This is a genomic window from Microbacterium sp. H37-C3, assembly GCF_027157935.1.
Taxonomy (GTDB): Bacteria; Actinomycetota; Actinomycetes; order Actinomycetales; family Microbacteriaceae; genus Microbacterium; species Microbacterium plantarum.
On sequence record NZ_JAPVLR010000004.1, the window covers coordinates 212,069 to 231,164 of the forward strand.

Annotated in this window: 22 protein-coding genes; 10 read left to right on the top strand and 12 right to left on the bottom strand. The window is 71.1% G+C overall.

Features of this window, described 5'->3' with window-relative positions:
• Positions 1–23 precede the first annotated feature (23 nt).
• Genes O1W71_RS12745 through O1W71_RS12760 form a run of 4 tightly spaced genes read left to right on the top strand, consistent with a single transcriptional unit; the run spans position 24 to position 2,375 of the window.
• Entirely contained in the window at positions 24–1,253 is a 1,230-nt protein-coding gene (locus O1W71_RS12745; protein ID WP_269268221.1) for an ROK family protein, read from the top strand.
• 59 nt (positions 1,254–1,312) lie between these two features.
• Entirely contained in the window at positions 1,313–1,669 is a 357-nt protein-coding gene (locus tag O1W71_RS12750; RefSeq protein ID WP_269268222.1) for a DUF6804 family protein, read from the top strand.
• Positions 1,666–1,908, top strand: a complete 243-nt coding sequence (locus O1W71_RS12755; RefSeq protein ID WP_269268223.1) for a hypothetical protein — start codon at positions 1,666–1,668, stop codon at positions 1,906–1,908. Before O1W71_RS12750 ends, O1W71_RS12755 begins: the two co-directional genes overlap by 4 nt.
• Positions 1,905–2,375: a BLUF domain-containing protein gene (locus O1W71_RS12760; protein ID WP_269268224.1), complete on the top strand. Its 471-nt coding sequence runs from the start codon at positions 1,905–1,907 to the stop codon at positions 2,373–2,375. Before O1W71_RS12755 ends, O1W71_RS12760 begins: the two co-directional genes overlap by 4 nt.
• Here the strand turns inward: O1W71_RS12760 and O1W71_RS12765 are convergent, their stop codons facing one another.
• The 3 genes from O1W71_RS12765 to O1W71_RS12775 form a co-directional block, all read right to left on the bottom strand.
• Entirely contained in the window at positions 2,376–2,585 is a 210-nt protein-coding gene (locus tag O1W71_RS12765) for a DUF3072 domain-containing protein (protein WP_112617918.1), read from the bottom strand. It abuts the gene before it with no gap.
• A 370-nt stretch (positions 2,586–2,955) separates the two neighbouring features.
• Positions 2,956–3,852, bottom strand: a complete 897-nt coding sequence (locus tag O1W71_RS12770; protein ID WP_269268225.1) for an NAD(P)-dependent oxidoreductase — start codon at positions 3,850–3,852, stop codon at positions 2,956–2,958.
• 20 nt (positions 3,853–3,872) lie between these two features.
• The gene (locus tag O1W71_RS12775; protein WP_269268226.1) at positions 3,873–5,303 is read right to left on the bottom strand and encodes a four-carbon acid sugar kinase family protein; all 1,431 of its coding nucleotides are present in this window, start codon (positions 5,301–5,303) and stop codon (positions 3,873–3,875) included.
• 186 nt (positions 5,304–5,489) lie between these two features.
• Between O1W71_RS12775 and O1W71_RS12780 the strand changes: the two genes are divergently transcribed.
• Complete coding sequence (locus O1W71_RS12780; protein ID WP_269268227.1) at positions 5,490–5,681, top strand: hypothetical protein; 192 nt, start codon at positions 5,490–5,492, stop codon at positions 5,679–5,681.
• 7 nt (positions 5,682–5,688) lie between these two features.
• Here O1W71_RS12780 and O1W71_RS12785 read toward each other — a convergent pair whose 3' ends face one another.
• Together O1W71_RS12785 and O1W71_RS12790 are read right to left on the bottom strand one after the other, a co-directional pair.
• Positions 5,689–6,390 (bottom strand): FadR/GntR family transcriptional regulator, encoded by a 702-nt coding sequence (locus O1W71_RS12785; protein WP_269268228.1) that lies wholly within the window; start codon positions 6,388–6,390, stop codon positions 5,689–5,691.
• Positions 6,387–6,995 (bottom strand): TetR/AcrR family transcriptional regulator, encoded by a 609-nt coding sequence (locus O1W71_RS12790; protein ID WP_269268229.1) that lies wholly within the window; start codon positions 6,993–6,995, stop codon positions 6,387–6,389. Before O1W71_RS12790 ends, O1W71_RS12785 begins: the two co-directional genes overlap by 4 nt.
• Positions 6,996–7,065: 70 nt before the next feature.
• Between O1W71_RS12790 and O1W71_RS12795 the strand changes: the two genes are divergently transcribed.
• A complete protein-coding gene (locus O1W71_RS12795) occupies positions 7,066–8,355 on the top strand; it encodes an MFS transporter (protein ID WP_269268230.1) in 1,290 nt (429 codons plus the stop codon).
• Here O1W71_RS12795 and O1W71_RS12800 read toward each other — a convergent pair.
• Positions 8,352–8,627, bottom strand: coding sequence for a hypothetical protein (locus O1W71_RS12800; RefSeq protein WP_269268231.1), 276 nt, complete (start codon positions 8,625–8,627; stop codon positions 8,352–8,354). The two genes, O1W71_RS12795 and O1W71_RS12800, sit on opposite strands and share 4 nt — an antisense overlap.
• 161 nt (positions 8,628–8,788) lie before the next feature.
• Between O1W71_RS12800 and O1W71_RS12805 the strand changes: the two genes are divergently transcribed.
• Positions 8,789–10,033, top strand: coding sequence for a maltokinase N-terminal cap-like domain-containing protein (locus O1W71_RS12805; protein WP_269268232.1), 1,245 nt, complete (start codon positions 8,789–8,791; stop codon positions 10,031–10,033).
• 125 nt (positions 10,034–10,158) lie between these two features.
• Here the strand turns inward: O1W71_RS12805 and treS are convergent, their stop codons facing one another.
• Together treS and O1W71_RS12815 are read right to left on the bottom strand one after the other, a co-directional pair.
• Positions 10,159–12,456 (bottom strand): maltose alpha-D-glucosyltransferase, encoded by a 2,298-nt coding sequence (treS, locus tag O1W71_RS12810; protein WP_269268233.1) that lies wholly within the window; start codon positions 12,454–12,456, stop codon positions 10,159–10,161.
• 62 nt (positions 12,457–12,518) lie between these two features.
• The gene (locus O1W71_RS12815) at positions 12,519–13,178 is read right to left on the bottom strand and encodes a YoaK family protein (RefSeq protein ID WP_269268234.1); all 660 of its coding nucleotides are present in this window, start codon (positions 13,176–13,178) and stop codon (positions 12,519–12,521) included.
• A gap of 72 nt (positions 13,179–13,250) precedes the next feature.
• On the opposite strand from O1W71_RS12815, the gene O1W71_RS12820 reads away from it, so the two are divergent.
• Positions 13,251–14,102, top strand: coding sequence for a hypothetical protein (locus O1W71_RS12820; protein WP_269268235.1), 852 nt, complete (start codon positions 13,251–13,253; stop codon positions 14,100–14,102).
• Positions 14,103–14,122: 20 nt separating this feature from the next.
• Here the strand turns inward: O1W71_RS12820 and O1W71_RS12825 are convergent, their stop codons facing one another.
• The 4 genes from O1W71_RS12825 to O1W71_RS12840 form a co-directional block, all read right to left on the bottom strand.
• Complete coding sequence (locus O1W71_RS12825; protein WP_269268236.1) at positions 14,123–15,148, bottom strand: S41 family peptidase; 1,026 nt, start codon at positions 15,146–15,148, stop codon at positions 14,123–14,125.
• A 109-nt stretch (positions 15,149–15,257) separates the two neighbouring features.
• Positions 15,258–15,440, bottom strand: a complete 183-nt coding sequence (locus O1W71_RS12830) for a hypothetical protein (protein ID WP_269268237.1) — start codon at positions 15,438–15,440, stop codon at positions 15,258–15,260.
• A gap of 115 nt (positions 15,441–15,555) precedes the next feature.
• Positions 15,556–16,263, bottom strand: coding sequence for a sigma-70 family RNA polymerase sigma factor (locus O1W71_RS12835; protein WP_331282658.1), 708 nt, complete (start codon positions 16,261–16,263; stop codon positions 15,556–15,558).
• 150 nt (positions 16,264–16,413) lie between these two features.
• The gene (locus tag O1W71_RS12840; protein ID WP_269268238.1) at positions 16,414–17,340 is read right to left on the bottom strand and encodes a helix-turn-helix domain-containing protein; all 927 of its coding nucleotides are present in this window, start codon (positions 17,338–17,340) and stop codon (positions 16,414–16,416) included.
• Between the two features lie 342 nt (positions 17,341–17,682).
• Here O1W71_RS12840 and O1W71_RS12845 point away from each other — a divergent pair, with 342 nt between their 5' ends.
• Positions 17,683–18,048, top strand: a complete 366-nt coding sequence (locus O1W71_RS12845) for an MmyB family transcriptional regulator (protein WP_269268239.1) — start codon at positions 17,683–17,685, stop codon at positions 18,046–18,048.
• Positions 18,049–18,141: 93 nt separating this feature from the next.
• The gene (locus O1W71_RS12850; RefSeq protein WP_269268240.1) at positions 18,142–19,068 is read left to right on the top strand and encodes an SDR family oxidoreductase; all 927 of its coding nucleotides are present in this window, start codon (positions 18,142–18,144) and stop codon (positions 19,066–19,068) included.
• Positions 19,069–19,096: the final 28 nt, after the last annotated feature.

The window sequence follows — 19,096 nt, forward strand, 5'->3', positions numbered from 1 at the left end:
CTGTGTTCTCGTAGGCTGATGCCGTGAGTGTCGCGCCCGGAACCGCCGAACTCGTCCGGCGAGTGAACCTCGCCCGGATGCTCGTCACCGTGCACCGCGACGGTCCGATCTCGCGGGCCGCGCTCACCGCGGACCTCGGCCTCAACCGCTCGACCATCGGAGCGCTGACCGCCGAGCTCGCGCGCCTCGGCCTCGTCACCGAGACCGCCGGCGCCGCCGAGGGCCGCATCGGGCGCCCGTCCCCCGTCATCACGGCCCGCCCCGATGTGGTCGCCGTCGCCGTGAACCCCGAGGTGGATGCGGTGACACTCGCCGCCGTCGGCCTCGACCGGCGGATCCACGCGCGCCGCCGCGCACTCACGACGACCCTCATCACGCCGCACGCGCTGGCGTCGCTGATCGCCGCGACGATCGAGGAATGGCGCAGCGGACCGCTCGCCACGACCAGAGTCATCGGGGTCGGTGTCGCCGTCCCCGGGCTCGTCGACCCGGCTGCCGGCCTGGTCGTGCACGCGCCGCACCTGCGGTGGACGGACGCCCCGCTCGCCGATCTCGTCACCGCCGCGACGGGCGCCCCGACGACGGTGGGCAACGATGCCTCGTACGGCGCGCACGCCGAGTACCTCTTCGGCGCCGCGCGCGGCGTCGCCGACGTGATCTACCTCAACGGCGGAGCGAGCGGCATCGGCGGCGGGCTCGTCGTCGGCGGCGGACTCGTCGGCGGCGCGCGAGGCCTCGCGGGGGAGTTCGGGCACAATCCGGCGATCTTCGAGGATGCCGCGGACCGTCGATCCGGTGAACGCGCCGCCCTCGAAGACGAAGTGAGCCGGCACCGCCTGATCGCCTCGCTCGGGCTGCCCGGCGCCGACGACGCCGAGCTGCGGGCAGCGATCCACGGCGCCGCGAATCCGGCGGCACGCGCCGAGGTGCATCGACAGCGCCGCATCCTCGCGTCGGCCGTGGCAAGCGCGGTCAACGTCCTCGATCCCGCTGTCGTCGTCCTCGGCGGCTTCCTCGCGCCGCTCGTCGAGACCGACGTCGACGGCTTCGCCGACGCGGTCGCCCGTCAGACGATCTCCGGCTCGGCGCCGCTCGTGCGCACCGCCGAGCTGGGAGACGACCGCCTGCTCGTCGGCGCCGCCGAGACCGCCTTCGCCGCGCTGCTGTCGGATCCGGTCCCCGTCATGACCGGCGCCGACGCCGCCATGACGGATTCCGGCGTGGCGTCAAGCGCCGATCGGCCCGCGCGCTGAACTCGTACGATCGAGAAGACGCGCGACCTCGCGTCATCCGTCCCGAGAGAAACGTCCGCATGGCTTCGAGATCCGCCCGCCCCGCCGACCCGCCGCTGCGCCAGCGCAACGCGCTCGCCCCCGGCATCCTCGGGGCCGCTGCGCTCGTGGCCGGCATCCCGCTCATCGGTGGCGAGTTCGCGATGGTCATCTCCTTCGTCGTCGCGATCCTCGCGCTCATCATCGCGTGGTTCGCGATCCAGGCGCGGCAGTGGTGGTGGGCGCTGCCGATGGCGGTTATCGCGGTGCTGTGGAACCCGGTGTACCCCTTCTCGCTCGACCAGCCGGTCTGGCTGGCCGCGCATGTCGTCGGCGCGGCGACCTTCATCGCAGCGGGAGCCCTCGTATGGGTGCCCCGCCCCGAGGCCGCCCGGTGACCGGAACCGGAATCGTCTGGGCTCGCGTCGAGGACGGGTTCCACGTCGGAAGCCGTACCGGCGAGTTCGTGGGTTACATCGACCGGCAACCCGACGGCCGGTACCTCGCCTACGACTCACGCTCGGCCTGCGCCGGATCGTTCTCCGACCTGACCACGGCGATGCGCGCGCTCGCGGTGCGAGCGACGCCCGGCTCCGCGGCCGACGAACCGCCCATCGAACTCCGGGAGATCCGATGACCTCGACACCCGAGGGCCTGCTCTCGATCCTCTACACGAGCAACGCCCGCGCGCCCTTCGGCGACGACGACCTGGCGGCGCTGCTCGCGCAGAGCCGAGCGTCCAACGCGGCGCGAGACCTGACCGGGATGCTGTTGTACCGCGGCGGCCGGTTCGTGCAGGTGCTCGAGGGACCCGAGCCCGCCGTCCGCGATCTGCTCGCGACCATTCGGCAGGACTCCCGCCACTCCGACATGCGGGTCCTCATCGAGCAGCCCATCGCCCACCGCGAGTTCCGCGAGTGGACGATGGGCTATCAGCCGATCGCCGAGACGACGGGCGACGCTCCGACGGGGTTCCGCGACACCTTCGACGACCTCGAGAACTCGGACGACCCGAGCGCGACGCTGCGCGCCGCCCGGGAGCTGAGCCTGTGGTTCCGTGTGCGGTCGGCTCGTCCGCAGGGGAACGCGGACGCCGGGTCGTAGTTACGCGCCGCGTCCCGTGGCGTCCTGCAGGCGGTCGATCTGCTCGGACGCCTCGGCCTTGGTGAGGTTGCCCGGCAGCTCTTCGCCCGCCTCGCGCGCCAGCGTGTCGAGGTAACTCCGCTGCGGGCCCGTCATGGGCTCATCGCCGGTGACCCACGTGTCGGGATCCTTGACCGGCGAGCCCTCGCCGCCGCCCTCGGTGCCGCCCAGCGTGTCGGCCGCACCCGGCGTCTCGGCCGCGGGCTCCGGCGACGCCGGCGGAGTCGGGGCCGACGGCTCGCCGGGCGCCGGCGCCGTCGGCTCGGCGGGAACGGGAACGGTCGGCTCGGCGGGGGCCGGGAAGGTCGGCTCGTCGGGTGTGGGGATGCTCTGATCGCTCATTCCTCGACGCTAGGCCGACGGGCCCCAGAAGCCGAGGCACTTGCGCGTTCCGCGAAAAGCACTCAACGAGAGAACCCGGCCCGGGGACGTCGTTCGGGCAACGTCCCCGTGACCGGGTGTTCTTCGATGTTCGGCGATCGACCGCAAGGAATACGCAACGCGTGCACCGAGCAACCTCAAGAAAGGCGCAAGATCGGCCTCAGCCGCGGCGCGCAGGGGCGGCGAGCCGGATCACGGCGGAGTCGTCCGCCTCACCGAGGCCCTGAGCCTGTGCGAGGAGGTAGCTCTGCTCGGCCGCAGCGGCGAGCGGCGCTGGGAGTCCCGCCCGCCGCGCGGCGGCGCCGACGATGCCCATGTCCTTGACGAAGATGTCGATGCGGCTGAGCACCTCGGCGCCTTCGTCGTCCCAGGCCTGCAGCATGCGCGGGCCGCGGTTTCCGAGCATGAACGACGCGGCAGCCCCGGCCTGCAGCGCCTCGAGTGTGCGTTCGAGGTCGAGCCCCAGGCGGTCGGCGAGCGCGAGCGCCTCGGCGGCTGCAGCGATGTGCACACCGCACAGCAGCTGGTTGACGGTCTTCAGCGCCTGACCGTCGCCGGCGCGCTCGCCCACGATGGTGAGCGTCGACGCGAGCGCCTCCAGGACGGGCCTCGCGACAACGAGGGCTCGGGGGTCGGCCCCGACGACGATCAGCAGATCGCCCTCTCGCGCCCGGACCGGGCCACCGCTCAGCGGGGCGTCGACGAGGCCGATGCCCCGCTGCGCGAGCGAGGCCGCGACGTCGGCGACACCGTCGGTTCCGACGGTGCTCGTGAGAACGACGACCGCTCCCTCGGCGAGGGCGTCGACGATGCCGGCATCCCCGAACAGGACATCCGCGAGCTGAGCGGAGTCGCGCACCGCCACCAGGACGACCTGCGCACCCGCCGCAGCCTCCGCGGCCGAAGCAGCCGGGGTCACGTTCGCTTCAGCGGCCAGTGCGAGCCGGGCGGGGGCGATGTCGAAGCCGCGGACACGGAAAGTCTCCGCCAGGCGGGCGGCCATCGGCAGGCCCATGGCGCCGAGCCCCAGTACCGCAACCGTGGTGTTGTCGTTCATTTCGACCGTGCTCCTTCGTCTCAGGCGGATTGCGCGGGCGTCAGCGAGAGCCGCTCGACAGCGGCGGTGAGCGACCCGTCGTCGCCGACGTTGCCGGCGAACACGATGTAGGGGATTCCGGATGCCGGCCCGTCGGCTGCTTCCCAGACGGACACGATGCCGGGGAAGAGCGAACCGCGGACCCGCGCGCGCCGGATCTCGAGCCCGCGCGTCGCGACGTCGCTCGAGGTGATGCCGCCCTTCGCGATGACGAAACGGGGCGTGACCCGTGCGACGACCGTTCGGACGACCTCGACGACGGCTTCCGAGACCTGGCGGGAGATGTCGAGGCTCTCGTCGGGGTCGTCGGTGCGGACGAGCGTGCGACTGGTGTGCAGCACGACATCGCCGCGCAGCAGCGCGGTGGCGATGGTCGCGCAGGCGCGGTCGAGTTCGGCTCGCCGTTCGGAGGGATCGAGCAGTCGCGGGACGTCGAGTTCCACGACCGCCTCGAGCGGGCGGCGACGCACGAGGTCGGCGAGCTGGCGGCTGGTGAGACCGACGTGCGAGCCGACGACGACCAGTCCCCCGCGGGTCGCATGGTCGACGCTCAGGTCGGCGGCGGCGACGGGCGGCCGGCGGCGCTGGCCGATGCGGGCCCGGACGAAGGGCGGTCCCACCCGGTAGACGAACGATCGGCCCTCGGCCTCCACCGCCTCGAGACCGAGCGCCAGCTCGACGAGGTCCTCCTCCACGACGGCATCGACGACGATGGGCGCCCCCGCCGGGGCGGCGCGCAGCACCCCCGCCACCGCTGCCGTCCCCGCGCGGAGGTCATCGACCGTGACCTCGACGACGTCCGCAGCCGGGATGGCGCCGCCCGTCTTCTCCGCCACCCAGTCCGCCAGCCGCGATGCGCGGAAGCCGAAGGTCGAGTCGCGGGCGAACTCCGTCTCGCCGATGGGAGTGAAGCCCCCGTCCGACAGGATGCCGTGGACGCCGCGGACCGTCACGCGCCCAGCATCCGGGAAGGCGGGCACGACGACGACGTTCGTCGGAGCGAGCGCCCCGGAGCGACCGATCTCGTCGGCGATGGTGTCGGGCTCGAGCGGGAAATGCCCGCGGAGCGTCGAATCGCTGCGGCTGACGAAGTCGACGCGCACGCGCGCTGTCTCCGCGGCCGCGAGTGCCGCCCGCACGACCTCACGGTTGATGCGCTCGGCCTCCGCCGGCGCGAGGCTGCGCGAGTTGGTCAGGACGTACACCGCGGGAGCGCCGGACGAGAACGCCCACGCAAGATCGGCCACGTCCCACGCGCCGAGCACCGGCAGGTCGGCGACCGACTGGGTCCCGGTCGGATCGTCGTCGAGGACGACGAACACACGCCGACTGTCGGCCATGCGCTCCGCCAGGAGATCGAGGTCGGGGCGCGAGACGGCCGGCAGATCGGGCAGGGGCACCGTAGGGGCCACGTGTTCTCCTCGTCGTCGAGTGAGGTCAGCCGATGTCGGCTGCTGTCAGATGTATGACAGCATGCAGCAGCGAGGCATCCCCGTCAACTTCGCGGAGAAGATCACCCCGGGGCTTGCGCCAACCCCCTTGCGGATCGCACGCTGGCATCACTGGTCACCCGGTACCACGAACGTGAGGAGTCAGACATGCCCGACATCGAGCGAGAGCACGGCACCGAGGTTCCTGTCGCCGACGCCGAGGAACAGCAGCTGCCGGCCACGGCCGACGACAGCGCGGCCCCCGAGATCCCCGCCCCGAGCACGGAGGCCGACGAAGCCGACGTGTGGGAGCAGCGTCACGAGGTGCCGCTGGACGACGACGAACCGGAATCGGAGTGAGGCGCGCTCACCCTGCGACGTAGCGGCGGAAGTCGTCGAGCGTCTGCTGCAGGTGATGGTCCATCGCCGCCCTCGCGGCATCCGGGTCGCCCGTCCGCAACGCCTCGAGGACTCCGCGATGCTCAGCGATCGCGTGCTGCTGGATCTCCGGCACCCGCGACGTCTGCGTCCGGCGCTCGGCGAGCACTTCGGTCAGGGGCGCGAGCAGCACGGCGAGGAACAGGTTGCCCGAGGCGCGGAGGATCACGGCGTGGAAGCGCAGATCGGCGTCCACGAAGCGATCGACATCGGCCACGGCCGCACCCTCGACCATCTCGTCGATGCACGCGGCGCATTCCGCCAGGGCGGCTTCGTCGATGAGCGGCGCAGCGAGAGCTGCCGCCTCGCATTCGATGATCCGGCGCGTCGAGATGAGCTGTTCCGCCACCAGGGCGTCATCGCCGTGCGCGGCCCGGAAGCGGAGCGCGTCGGACACCGAGCGCCACTCTTCGACCGGCGCCACGCGCGACCCCACCCCCGACACCACCCGCACGATGCCCCGCGCGGACAGGGTGCGGAGCGCTTCGCGCACGGTCACGCGGCTGACGTCGAACTCGACGCCGATCTCCGCCTCGGTCGGCAGGGCATCGCCCGGGGCGAAGCGTCCCCCGATGATCCGGTCGAGCAGATCGTCGGCGACGGTGTTCACGAGCGACTTGCGACGGCTCACCGCCCCTCACCTCGCCGTTCGAAACCCGCCCAGCCGTTCTCGAGCACAGCGAACCCGGCATCGAGCGCCGCCTCGGGATCGTCGCTCTCGTTCACCATCGTCTGGATCTGGAGCACGAACCGCGCGAACGCACGGATGTAGGGGTCGGGCTGCGCCTCGCCGAGCTCTGCGGCGACCGCCACGGCGAGCGCCTCCTCGTGGCGCAGCCACATGCGCGCGGCGTAATCGCGCAGCGCGGGCGTGGCGTTGAGGAAGTCCATGAACACGCGCGCCACGTCATCGCCGTGCTCGGCGGCTCCGGCGCGGATCTCGCGGGCGTAGTAGTCACGGATCGATCGGGAGATCGACGTTCCCGGGGGGCGGTCCCGGACGGCCGCGACGAGGCGCTCGCGCTGTTCGTCGTCTTCGTCGAAGACCAGCGCCTCCTTCTGACTGAAGTGCGCGAAGACGGTCGTCGGAGAGACATCGGCCGCGTCGGCGATCTCACGGATGCTGACGTCGTCGAAACCCCGCTCGAGGAACATCATCGTCGCGACATCCGAGATCCGTTTGCGCGTGGCCGCCTTCTTGCGCTCGCGGCGTCCCGGCGGCGCAGTGTCGTTCATGAGGTCGATCCTAGGCGGTGAGCGCGAAAAACTGTATTGACACCAAATCTGGTATCAATACAGTTTCGGTATGACTTCAGTTTTTTCCCGTCCGCAGACCGCCGGCGTCGACCGCCGATGGGTGATGCTCATCCTGCTCACGACGCTCACGACGGCAGGCATGACCATCGTCCTCCCCGTGCTCCCGTTCGTCGTGCTGCGCTACGTCTCCGGCGAGGGAGACCTCGCGCTCTGGGTGGGCGCGCTCGAAGCCGTCAATGGGCTGTGCGCCTTCATCGCGGCCCCCTTCCTCGGTCGCCTGTCCGATCGGTTCGGTCGACGCCCGGTGATCATCGTCGCGTCGTTCGGGGCCGCGGTGAGCATGCTTCTCTTCGGCATCGGCGGCGCGATCTGGGTTCTGCTGCTCGCGCGCGTCATCCAGGGCGCGACGGCCGGAGACCTGCCCGCGCTGTTCGCCTACCTCGCCGACATCACCCCACCCGAGAAGCGCGCGCAGCGATTCGGCCTCCTGGGCGCCCTCTCCGGGATCGGCACCATGGTCGGCCCCGCCCTGGGCGGTCTTCTCGCTGCGGTCGACCTGGCCCTGCCCGTCTTCGTGACCGCCGGGATCTCGTTCCTCATCGCGACCCTCAGCGTCTTCCTCCTGCCCGAGAGCCTCGAACGCAGGAATCGCATCCCCGCGATCGCGGTATCGGACCTCAACCCGTTCGCGGTGTTCCGCCGCGCCTTCGTCCGCCCGGAGCTCCGCGGACTGCTCATCGCGTTCGCGCTCCTCGCCCTCCCCTTCGGCTTCTTCGTCAACAACTTCAGCGTGCTCGCGCTCGACTCGATCGGATGGGGTCCGACGGCCATCGGGCTCTTGGTCGCCGTCGTCGGTGTGATCGACATCGTCGTCCAGGGCGTCCTTCTCGGCTTCCTGCTGCCCCGGATGGGTGAACGCGGCGTCATCGTCGCCGGCATCGCCGCCCAGGCAGCCGGGCTCGTCGCCCTCGCCGTCGTCGCCTCGCTCATCGCGCAGCCCTGGCTCTTCGTCCTCGGCGCCCTCGCGCTCGCCGCGGGGCAGGGGGCATCGCAGGCGGCGCTCGACGGCGTCATGTCGAATGCGGTCGGTCCACACGAGCAGGGCTGGCTCGGCGGAGTCACCCAGTCGCTCACCGCGGCGATGGGCACGATCGCCCCGATCCTCGCGGGCGTGCTCTACGCCGTCGTCGCACACGCGGCGCCCTACGCTCTCGGCGCCGTGCTCATGGCCATTGCCGCGGCCACCGTGATGCGCGCGCCCATCGTCGATGCGGCGACGAACCGCCCCGCGCCCCTCATCGATGATCCGGCCGGCCTCGGGACCGGGGCGCGCCCCTAGACGTCGAGACGCGGGTGCGGCATCCCGTCCGCGTCGTCCGCACGTGCGGACGTGCGGCGTCCGTTCGCGAACGTCACGGCGACGAACGCCCCGAGCAGGAAGACCACCACGATCCCGGCGAAGGCGAGAACCCGCAACTGCCGCAGATGCCACCCCGTGGCCACCTGAACGAAGACGAGGGTCGCGATCACGGCGATCAACCCGAGACCGACCATGACGCGGATGCGGCGGGCGCGCCGCATCCGCGTGCTCACCGTGCCATGCAGGGACATACTCTCTCCGCGGGCGGGGTTCTCGGGTGCCCCGCTCCACCGGTCACTATCGGTCGCGTCGCTGCGAATGTGCGGGCCGGCGTTGGAACAGAGCATTACGCCTCTCCCCCGCGCGCGTCCAGCCCTTTTGCTCGGAGAATCCGAACCGACAGTGTGGGACCGTGCGATTGACAGACGAGCTCGGCGCCTGGGCGGCGCGACAGCGGTGGTATGCCGGCAAGAGTCACGAACCGCGGTTCCGCATCCTCGACACGCAACCCGCCCCCGGCGGGGCGACGCGCTACCTCCTCATGGACGACGCCGGCGCACTGCCGACCCTCTACAACGTGCCGCTCGCCCGCGTGTCGGCCCCGGCGGACGGCGACGACGTGGTCGCCCGTGACGGCGACGACTACCTCGTCGACGCCGCGAAGCACACCGGGTTCACCATCGGGACGCTGGCCGAGATGGGCGTGGACGTCTCGCGCGTGACCGGCTCCCGCGTGCTGACGGGCGAGCAGTCGAACACCTCGATCGTCTACGACGTCGACGGCGAGCCGACGATCATCCTCAAGCTCTTCCGGACCCTCCACCACGGCGAGAACCCCGACGTGACCGTGCAGCGCGTGCTGAGCGACGCCGGCTCGCCGTTCGTGCCGCGTTTCTTCGGAAGCCTCGACGCCGAATGGCCCGACAGCGGGCGCGACTCGGGTGCAGCCCGCGGCACGCTCGGGTTCGCCCAGGAGTTCCTCCGCGGCGTCCGCGACGGCTGGGCCGTCGCTCTCGAGGCCGCCCGCGAGAATCGCGACTTCACCGACGCGGCCCGTGATCTCGGCATCGCGGTCGCCGGCGTGCACGGCGCGCTCGGCGCAGCACTCGATTCGACGGAGGCCGCGGCGGAGCAGGTCACGGCGACCGGAGCCGCATGGCGCCGACGGCTGTCGATCGCCGCCAACGAGGTTCCGGCCGTGGCCGATCGCGTCGACGCGATCGGAGCCGTGTACGACGCGGCTCTCGCACGCCCGTGGCCGCGGCTCCAGCGCATCCACGGCGACCTTCACCTCGGGCAGGTGCTGGCAGTTCCGGCCGGGGGCTGGCGCATCGTCGACTTCGAGGGCGAGCCGCTGCGGCCCATGGCCGAGCGCGCCATCCCCGATCTGCCGCCGCGAGATGTCGCCGGGATGCTGCGGTCCTTCGACTACGCCGGCGCGGTCGGCGACGGCCCCGACCCGATCGGATGGGCGTCGGCCTGCCGCGCAGCCTTCATCGAGGCCTACGGCGCCGCACCCGGCGCGATCGACCTCGACCCGGTGCTGCTGCGCGCTCTCGTGCTCGACAAGGCCGTGTACGAGTCCATCTACGAGGCGCGGAACCGACCGGACTGGCTGCCCGTGCCGCTGGCCGGGATCGACGCCGCCCTGGCCTGAGCCGGGCTGCGGCGCCGCCCCCGGCGGATGCGCCGATACGTTCGTCGGTCCGACGGTGCCCGTGTCTACCGAACGGCCCGCCGAGGCGACACCAGCACCACCGATCCGACGGATGTATCGCGGACTCAGTCCTCGACGGGCTCGGGAGCGCGGAGCACCAGGAACTTCGCGCCGTAGCCGGGCAGCGAGACGCTGAAGCTCTGCAGGTCGTCGACGCGCCCGATGGTCTCGCCCGACGCGGTGTCGTAGACCTCGCTGCGGGGTACGAGCTGCTCGGAGCGCACGGTGCCCTCCGTCGGCTCGGGCGAGAAGTTCAGCACCGTCACCTGCATCGCGGCGTCCGCGTGAGGATCGCCCTCGTCGAGCCGGTGCACGAGCACGAGCATCCCGGCATGGGCGACCTCGGGGATGTCGACCTGTGACGCGGTCGCGATGCCGTGCTCGCGGCGCAGGTCGAGGATGCCCGACAGCCGCGACGCGAACGAGTGCGGATCGTCGAGCTGCGCGGGCAGCGCTCCGTAGAGGGCGCGGCCGCGCGGCATCCCCGATGCCGAGCGCGTGGCGGTCGGGTCGGCGTCGAGCAGGTCGTGCGCGCCCCGTTCGATCCAGCGGGTGTCCCCCGCGCCCAGCAGGTCGGCGACCTCGTCGACGGGCACCGTCAGCATGCCGACGAGATCCCAGCCCGACAGGGCGAAGACCCCGGGCTGCCAGGCGTTGTACGCGCACAGCAGCAGGTGGGCGTCGCGGATGCCGGGAACGTCGGCGTCGGTGATGTCGTCGAGGCGCGCGATGCCGCGGGATGCCGCGATGAGCGACGTCGTCGTGCACGCGATGCCGTTCTGCGTGAACACGCGGTTGTAGTCGGCCGTGCCCGTGAGGTGCTCGGTGAGGTCGGCGCGGATCTCCTCTGCGAGCTCGCCGCCCGTGATGTCGCGTCCGCGGAAGCGGTACTCGTCGTCGCCGTGCCGCGTCGCCCAGTGCACGAGCTCGTAGGTGAGCTCGTCGTGGTTCTGCATGCCGTGCACGAGCTGCACCGGCGCGACACCGAGTTCGAGCGACGAGGTCAGCGCGAGACGGAGGAACTCCGTCTGACCGGTCGCCAGGGCGTGGTGGTAGCCCGGGCGTCCGATGAAGTCGTACGAGAGATCGGCGCCCACCGCTCCGGTGTCGCGGATGTCCTCGATCGTCAGGTTCAGCTCCTGGAACGTGAAGCCGCCGACCTTGCGGACCATGCCCGCGATGATGTGGTTCGCCGCGTGCGAGAGGGGGTGCCCCTCCGACCATGCGGGAAGGCCCTCTGCGCTCTTCTCGACACCGAGGAAGCCGTTGGCGTCGAGGCGCAGCGCGCTGGTGCCGAGCTCGCCGAGCGAGTGGAGCGCGTCGCCGATGACCAGCCGCATGCCGGCGAAGGTCGGGTCGAGCCAGTTGATCGACGGCTGACCCTGCTTGAAGTAGTGCAGGTAGACCCAGCGCCGGGTGGCACCGTCGGGACCGATGACGGGCGCCGTGGCGCTCCAGTTCGTCTCCTTCACCCCCGGGGTGTAGAAGATGACCCGCTGCATCGCTCCGATGATGTAACCGCGTTCGGCGAGCTCGTGCTCGTTCGCGGGGTCGAGGTTGACGCTGTCGTATCCCTCGGGGACGTCGGGCAGCAGGTGCCAGTCCTCCGGCGGGATCTCGACCATGTGGTAGATCCCGGGGTAGTCCTTGAAGCCCATCTCGGCCAGGCGGAAGTCCGCACCCTTGCCGGTGTGACCCGGCACGATGTCGTCGATCACGCTGCCGCCGTGCGCGTCGGCGACGTCGCAGAGGGTCCGGAACTCCTCCTCGGTGCCGAAGGCCGGGTCGATCGACGTGCTGATGCGGTCGAAGTGACCGTCGACGCTGGGCGTCTCGCGCCAGTCGGTGATGCCGCCCGCGCGCTTGACCGGGCCCGTGTGGATCGCGGTGATGCCGATGCGCTCGAACACCGACCACAGCGCGTCGTCGCCGAGGGCGGCGAGGAAGGACTGCCCGGGCCGGGTGATGAGCGAGATCGGGTACGCCGTGAACCACACGTCAGTCGTCGAGATCGCGCGCCGTGCGTCGGGGCGGGCGTAGGGATTCCGCCACATAGCCGGCTGCCCCGACAGCTGACGCGCGAGCACGTCAGCATCCTTGAGCATCGACTGCCGCACGAGCCACTCGACGTACGAGGGGTTGCTGCCGTTCGCGGTCCGCGGGTCGGTCATGTTGCGGCGGACGCTGCCGCCGCGGAACTGGTCGCGCGGCCGCAGTCGCCGCGGGCGTGCCGGGTAGCGCTGTTCGTCGTAGCTGATCTCGGGAACTTCGAGATCGGTGTCTTCGCCGTCGGCGCCTGCCGCACCCGGGAGGGTGATCGGGGCGGTGTAGAGGTCCTCCGGCTGTTCGTCGTCGCGCGCCATGCCTCAACGCTAGGGGCGGCGCGGATCCGGCGGAAAGGGCTGGTGCCCGAGCGGGCGAAGCATTATGGGGTCCGCGCCCGACCGCGCGGCATCCGGAACACGGCCGCAGCCGCCGTGAGCACGCCGGCAGCACCCGTGGCGATCCACAGCGCGCTCGACGCGAGAAGCGACGAGGCGAGGCCTCCCGCCACCGCCCCCGCGCCGACGGCCGCCCACATGAGCAGGTGACGGGACCAGCCCCAGCGGTCCCCGCCGCGCAGCGCCCGCACGACGCCCTGGCCGACCTTGACCAGCGCTCCAGTCATGTAGGTGACCCCGAACGCGACATCCTGCCGTTGCGCCAGCACGGTGTTGGCGGCCCCCATCCCGAACGCCAGCAGCGACCCGGCGACGGCGGGCGCGGTCGTGGGAGCCAGCGCGGCCGCGAGCGCCGCGGAGGCGGTGATGACGCCGAGGATGTGCACGGTGCGGTCGGATGCCGGCGAGGTGAGCGCGGTGCCCGCCATGACGCCCATGACGAACGCGGTGATGAGCGCAGCCGCGAGGCCCGCGGCCGACCAGTCGACGTGCGCGAGGTCGACCGCCAGGCGGGTCGTGTTGCCGGTCATGAACGAGACGAAGTAGCCGCCGAGCAGAATGAAGCCGCAGCCGTCGAGGTACCCCGCGAGCGAGGCGAGAGCGACCGCGACGGCGAGACGACGCGCGCTGAGCTGACGGACCATGCCATCAGTCTCCTCCCCGCCCACCGCAGCCCGCACGACGCGAGCAATGGAAGAGGAGGAGAATCGGCGCTGATGACTGCATCCGATCCACCCACTGACGGCCTCGCCGGCCTGGACTTCGGCGCACGGCCCCACCAGCGCCTCACTCGGGCGGACGTCGATGCCGCGGTTCTGCGCTCGGCGGGCCTGGGCGACCTGGTCGACCGGCTCTGGCACGAGGGTGCCGCGGCCAGCAACGCTGCACGGCGCAGCGTCACAGCACATCTTCGTGAGCGCTTCGGCGCACGTGACCCGCACAGCGGAGTGATCCTGCGCGTCGTGTTCGTCTTGCTGCTGCTCTCGGTGCTGCCGATCGGCATGCTCAACGGCATCCGCCTCGGAGTCGAGAACACGGTGGTTCCCGGCGGGATCGTCAGCGTCGTCGTGGGGATCGGGGCTCTGGCGGCCGTGGCGGCCGCCGGCGGCCGACCGCTCGGGCGACCGGTCGCTCTGCAGAGCACGTTGCTCGCAGTCCTCGTGATCGCCGCCGCGGCCGTGGCCTGGGTGGTAACCGACGGGGGCATCCGGATGCTCTATCTTCTGGGCGCTGTGATCGCAGCGATCGCAGCGATCGTCGTCCGGCTCATGAGGGCACGCGGTGGCTCGATGACCACAGACATCGACAACGGGGTCGAGTTGGCGCACTTGGACGTGGCAGCCGAGATCGCCGTCGAGCGCGATCGGATGACGGCCGAGCTGATGCGCGATCTCGACGGGCGCACGGATGTGGCCGAGTTGGTCAGGCGGCGCAGCGCCGCGATCGACAAACTCCGCTCACGCGGCGGAGCGATGGAGGCTGACGAGCCGGACACTCCTCCCGGCGGGTTCATCATCCACGACCAGACGATGCTGTGGCTTCCGGTGAGCCAGCGCCAGCGCCGATGAGCGTCAGCGAAAGGCGTGGATCATCCACCGCATCCCTCCTCGCGAAGCCACGCGCGCGCCTCGTCCTCTGACGCGGATGCCGTCGCCGGCTGGTCCGGGTCGATGCTTCGCTCGTCGTGGTTGCGACCGGTCCGGTCGACGTAAGCACTCTCCGTGAGCACGAGCGTGGCCCCGTCGTAGAGCGTCGTGCTCGCATTCGCCGACGTGTAGCCTGCGCTGGGCGTGCCGAACGTGCGGACACCGTCGACTCCGCGCAAGGATGCGAGCACGGCCTCGCCGCTCGATGCCGTTCTGTCGTCCTGCAGCACCGCGACGGGCACTCCGGTCGCCTTCGCTCGATCCCCGACGTCCACGAACACGTTCTCGCCCAGCGCCACCCCGTTCGGCCGCATCGTCACGACGGCGTCACTGCCGTGCCGGTCGCGGAACGACAGCGCCGGCCCGTCGGGAAGCAGCGCCGTCACCCCCGAGAGCATCGGATACATGTTGCCGCCGACGTTGCCGCGAAGGTCCACGATCCAACCGCACGTGCCCGCCGCAGCCCGGTCGATCCCGTCTGCGACGGTGATCGCGTACGCGTCCTGGTCGTCCGCATCCGTGGAGAGCATCTCCGGCAGCACGACCGTGGTGATGCCACCCTCGGAACTCACCGTCGGCACCGGCACGGACGCGGTCGCCTCGGCGGATCGCTCCTCGCCCGGGGGGATGAAGCGCGAGTGCGGCCCGCCGGCGACCGCGACCGCCTCCCCGAGAGCGGGATACAGCTCGGCGTACGTCGAAGCATGCGCCGCGGCCTCGAGGAGCGCGGCGCGAACCGGCGGCCACTCGGCGCCGTCGGTGTGATAGCCGCGGTCGAGCCGCTCGACGGCGATCTCCGCGTACTTCTGCACCGACGGAGGAACCAGGTAGACGCCGAACCGGGGGCCCCAGACGTCGAGTGCGAAGACGCCGACGACTGTCACCGCCGCGAGCGCACCCACCGCGACGGTCGCGCCGACCAGACGCCGCCGACGGCGGCTCTTCCGCTCCGGACCTGCTGCTGTCATGTTTCTCGACCGTGGCACTCACCGATCGTCTCGATCTCGCAGCCTCGGCACATCGCCACTGCGATGTAGCCGCGCCAGCGGATGTCATTCCCGAGGAGGAGATTCGCGATCAGTCGGTGACAGCGAGCACCACCTGCGCGAAGACGTACGCAGCACCGCCGAGGGTCGCCCAGACAGCCAGCGAGAGTGCGATCGCGATCGCGATGCCTCGCACGACATCCGCCCCGTCGCGTGCTCGGTCCCCGTCGATCTCGCCGGGGGCCTCATCACCGAGAGTGGTCAGCTGTGTCATGGTCGCGCCTATTCTTCGGAAGCATCCCGACGAACAGCACACGCGTGCCGTCGCCGGTCGGTCGTTGGAGGGACACGCGATTCGGCGAATCGTGACGCGAACAGGCAGCGACGCGTCAACTCGCGATGAACTCGGCGCTGAGCGTGCAGGTCCCGCACGTCTGCAGGTGCTCGTCGACGCGTCTGCGATCGCGGGCGGAGAGACCATCGCGGGTGTAGGCGCCGAACTCCGCGGCGATCGGCCGGCATCCCTCCGAGCGGGACCGCGTGAGCTGAGCACTCACCCAGGCGTCGCGGAAGCCGCGCTTGGCACGCAGCACGAGAGCCGATGCCCCGTTCGGTGAGACCCCGAGCAGGTCGCTGAGCTCTCGCGGCGGCATGCCGTCGACCTCGCTGTACCAGAGAGCCTTCCGCCATCGGCTGGGCAACGACCGGAATGCTGCGGCGGCTGCTTGGCGGTCCTGTGATCTCATCGCCGCCTGCTCACCGCTCAGAGCGCGCTCGTCCACGACACGTTCGAGGTCGCCGTCGGTCGACTCACGGCGGGAACGGTAATGATCACGGGCGACGTTGCGCACGGCGGCGAAGAGGTAGGACCGGAAGGCGCCGGTCGGTCCTTTCCCCTCCCGAAGAGCTCGGAGCACCTTCTCGAACGTCTCGGCGACGATGTCGTCGGGATCGAGCCCTCGGAACCCCCGCGCCGCCGACATCGCAGATTCTGCGTGGTGACGCCAGAGTTCGCCGAACGCATTCATATCGCCGGCGCGGACGCGTTCCACAAGGGAATCGTCGCGCGACCGGGTCGCGTCGTACCGCGCGCCCATCGTTTTCTCCCCGCGCCGCCTACATGCTCCAGCCGGAGCCTAGGAAGCCCATCACCGTCCCCACGACTCGCTTCACGAAACGTGACGCGGCTTCGCCGAATCTGCGCGATCCGCGACATCGAGGGGGCGTCTCGACCGGCGACCAGCCCGTCAGCCCGACCGCTCGGCGGCTCTCCGGGTGGCTCGGTGAAGCGACTGCCTCGTCCCGAAACCGGTCGCTCGCGCGACCACATCCAAAGTCATCGTGGGATTGTGGCGCCGGAGCTCGGACGCTGCTTTCAGGCGGATCTCGAGCAAGGATTCCGAGAACGTTCGGCCCTGCGCGCTGAGCGCGCTCTGCACCGTGCGGGTCGAGACGCCCAGCCGGCCCGCAACGGTCGACAGCGAGAGAGTCGGCGAGGCGTACTCGCGGACCAGGATCTCCATGATGGCGTTGGGCAAAGACGGCTTCGGCATATTCTTCCCGACCAGTGCCGCCACGATCGAGCAGGCGATTTCGCTCGCCGCGTCGGCCAACGGCGAGACGCCCACCTCGGCGACCTCGGACTCGATCGCGCACAGTGCCTTGACGAACGTCACCATCGGCCGGATAGAGGCCTCGCTCGTCGCGTCGCGGCTGATGCGATCGAAGCCCATCCGCCGCCTGGCCGCGAATTCGCCCGCATCCAGGGTGATGAAAACGAGCTCGGTCGCCTCCGTCGCCTCGATCGTGACCGGCGCCGTTCCCGGTGGGATCAGGAATGACGAGCCCCGCCGGACGACGACGGGGGCTTCCGAGATGAAGCGCATCGCCCGGTTCTCCGCGACGATGGCAGCGACGCGGTCTCGAGAGTGTTCGTCCCGCGGCCAGACGACCGTCGCCGCCGGCATCCGAGCATGGACGAACAGATATCCGCCGATGCGAGCGACGTTGGCCCGCAGCAGCGCGTCTTCGTCGCGCACCGCAACGAAGCCGATGTTGGCCGACGACATGTACGACGTCAGCGGCATCAGGCTCAGGAGCCTCTCTCGCCCATCGGCGCGGAACTTGTTCAGCTCGAACTCGTCATGAGCAACGAGCGGACGACGACGTCGCATCCACGCCCCCTTCTTGGAGACCGACGGCAATGGTTACAGACCATTCTGTAATACCCGCCTTGCGACGTACCCACGAGGCCGCACGCTGAACTCCCCGCACTTGTTCGGAGCCCGCCATCGAACGGATGGAATCTCGCCGAGCGGTCCGTCACCTCGGACGACCGCGCTGACAGGCCGCGAAGGGTGGAGCGGCAGGTCCTGGCTGCGAGACCCCGGGACCGGTAGAACAGAGGCCGCACCGCGTGACCGGGAAGGCGAACGACACATGATCGATCGAGACACGCTCGCCGCATTCCTGAGGATGCGGCGCGAGGCGCTGCAGCCCTCGGATGTCGGGCTGCAGTGTTGGCGCGAGAGTCGTACGACGCCGCGGAGCGCCAGGTGCTCTCCCGGGTGTACGCGGGAGGTCTGCGCGAGATCGTGGCGCTGCGCGGCCCGTCGTCGCGCGCGGCCGCGCTGGCGGCGTCGCTCAGAGAACGCAGCGCGGAGTTCCGCTCTCTCTGGGATGCCCAGCAGGTCGGCATCGCTCCGCCCGAGGTCAAGCGGTTCCGGCATCCGGAGGTCGGCGCGCTCGAGCTGCAGTGTCAGACCCTCCTCGACCCCGATCAGTCGCACCGCCTGCTCGTCTACACCGCGGCGCCCGGGAGCGAGAGTCACGACAAGCTGCAGCTGCTGGCCGTCATCGGCGCCGGCGCAGGGGTGACCTGACGATCCGTGGATGAGCCGGCTCTGGATGCCGCCGCGCGCCGCGATCAGCATGGACGAGCGGGCCGCCCGGTCCGCGCGAACGATGGAGGAACCATGACCCGCGGCACCGCTCCGATCTCCGACCTGCATGGACGGTTCGCCGTCGTCACCGGCGCGACCGACGGCATCGGCCGGGTGATCGCGACACGACTGGCGGCCGCCGGGGCGACCGTCGTCCTGCCGGCACGGTCGCCCGCCAAAGCCGAGGCAGCCCTCGACGGCATCCGCCGTGCCGTGCCGGCCGCCGAGGTCACGACGCGTCCGCTCGATCTCGCCTCGCTCGACTCGGTCGCCGCGTTCACGCGCGACCTCGTGGCGGCGGGCCGACCCGTCGATCTGCTCGTCAACAACGCCGGTGTGATGCACCCCGGCTCACGGCGACCCACCGCGGAAGGCTTCGAGCTGCAATGGGGCGTGAACCACCTCGGCCACGTGGCGCTCACCCTCGGACTGCTGCCATTGCTGCGCGCCGGCGGAGCGCGCGTGACGCACCAGACGAGCGTCGCGGCCCGCTCGGGCGGGCTGAACTGGGACGACCTCGACTGGCTGCGCGGCTACGACGACATGGCCGCGTACCGGCAGTCGAAGATCGCCGTCGCCCTCTTCGCCCGCGAGCTCGACGCGCGCAGCCGCGCCCGCGGATGGGACGTGTCGAGCAACATCGCACACCCCGGCGTCAGCCCGACGAATCTGCTCGCGGCGCAGCCCGGGATGGGCCGGGCGAAGGCGTCTCCGGGCCGGGCGCTGATCGTCGCGCTCTCGCGCGTGGGGCTCGCCGGCACCGTGCCGGGCGCGGCGGAGCCCGCGCTGGTCGCGGCAGCCGGCCCCGATTCCCGCGGCGACGAGTTCTACGGCCCACGTCGCGTCATCGCGGGTGCACCGCGTCGCCAGGAGTTCTGGGCGCCGTTCCGCGACCTCACCGACGGGCCGCGGCTCTGGGACGCCTCCCTCGAGATGATCGGCGAGCGCTTCGCGCTCTGAGCGGAGCGGGCGCCGGGTGGCCGTGGGC

Coding starts and splice junctions, on each gene's coding strand:
- O1W71_RS12760 (WP_269268224.1), top strand. CDS start 1,905: ATGACCTCGACACCCGAGGGCCTGCTCTCGATCCTCTACACGAGCAAC.
- O1W71_RS12790 (WP_269268229.1), bottom strand. CDS start 6,995: ATGAACGACACTGCGCCGCCGGGACGCCGCGAGCGCAAGAAGGCGGCC.
- O1W71_RS12815 (WP_269268234.1), bottom strand. CDS start 13,178: ATGGTCCGTCAGCTCAGCGCGCGTCGTCTCGCCGTCGCGGTCGCTCTC.
- O1W71_RS12820 (WP_269268235.1), top strand. CDS start 13,251: ATGACTGCATCCGATCCACCCACTGACGGCCTCGCCGGCCTGGACTTC.
- O1W71_RS12850 (WP_269268240.1), top strand. CDS start 18,142: ATGACCCGCGGCACCGCTCCGATCTCCGACCTGCATGGACGGTTCGCC.
- O1W71_RS12825 (WP_269268236.1), bottom strand. CDS start 15,148: ATGACAGCAGCAGGTCCGGAGCGGAAGAGCCGCCGTCGGCGGCGTCTG.
- treS (WP_269268233.1), bottom strand. CDS start 12,456: ATGGCGCGCGACGACGAACAGCCGGAGGACCTCTACACCGCCCCGATC.
- O1W71_RS12840 (WP_269268238.1), bottom strand. CDS start 17,340: ATGCGACGTCGTCGTCCGCTCGTTGCTCATGACGAGTTCGAGCTGAAC.
- O1W71_RS12795 (WP_269268230.1), top strand. CDS start 7,066: ATGACTTCAGTTTTTTCCCGTCCGCAGACCGCCGGCGTCGACCGCCGA.
- O1W71_RS12835 (WP_331282658.1), bottom strand. CDS start 16,263: ATGGGCGCGCGGTACGACGCGACCCGGTCGCGCGACGATTCCCTTGTG.
- O1W71_RS12830 (WP_269268237.1), bottom strand. CDS start 15,440: ATGACACAGCTGACCACTCTCGGTGATGAGGCCCCCGGCGAGATCGAC.
- O1W71_RS12800 (WP_269268231.1), bottom strand. CDS start 8,627: ATGTCCCTGCATGGCACGGTGAGCACGCGGATGCGGCGCGCCCGCCGC.
- O1W71_RS12770 (WP_269268225.1), bottom strand. CDS start 3,852: ATGAACGACAACACCACGGTTGCGGTACTGGGGCTCGGCGCCATGGGC.
- O1W71_RS12780 (WP_269268227.1), top strand. CDS start 5,490: ATGCCCGACATCGAGCGAGAGCACGGCACCGAGGTTCCTGTCGCCGAC.
- O1W71_RS12750 (WP_269268222.1), top strand. CDS start 1,313: ATGGCTTCGAGATCCGCCCGCCCCGCCGACCCGCCGCTGCGCCAGCGC.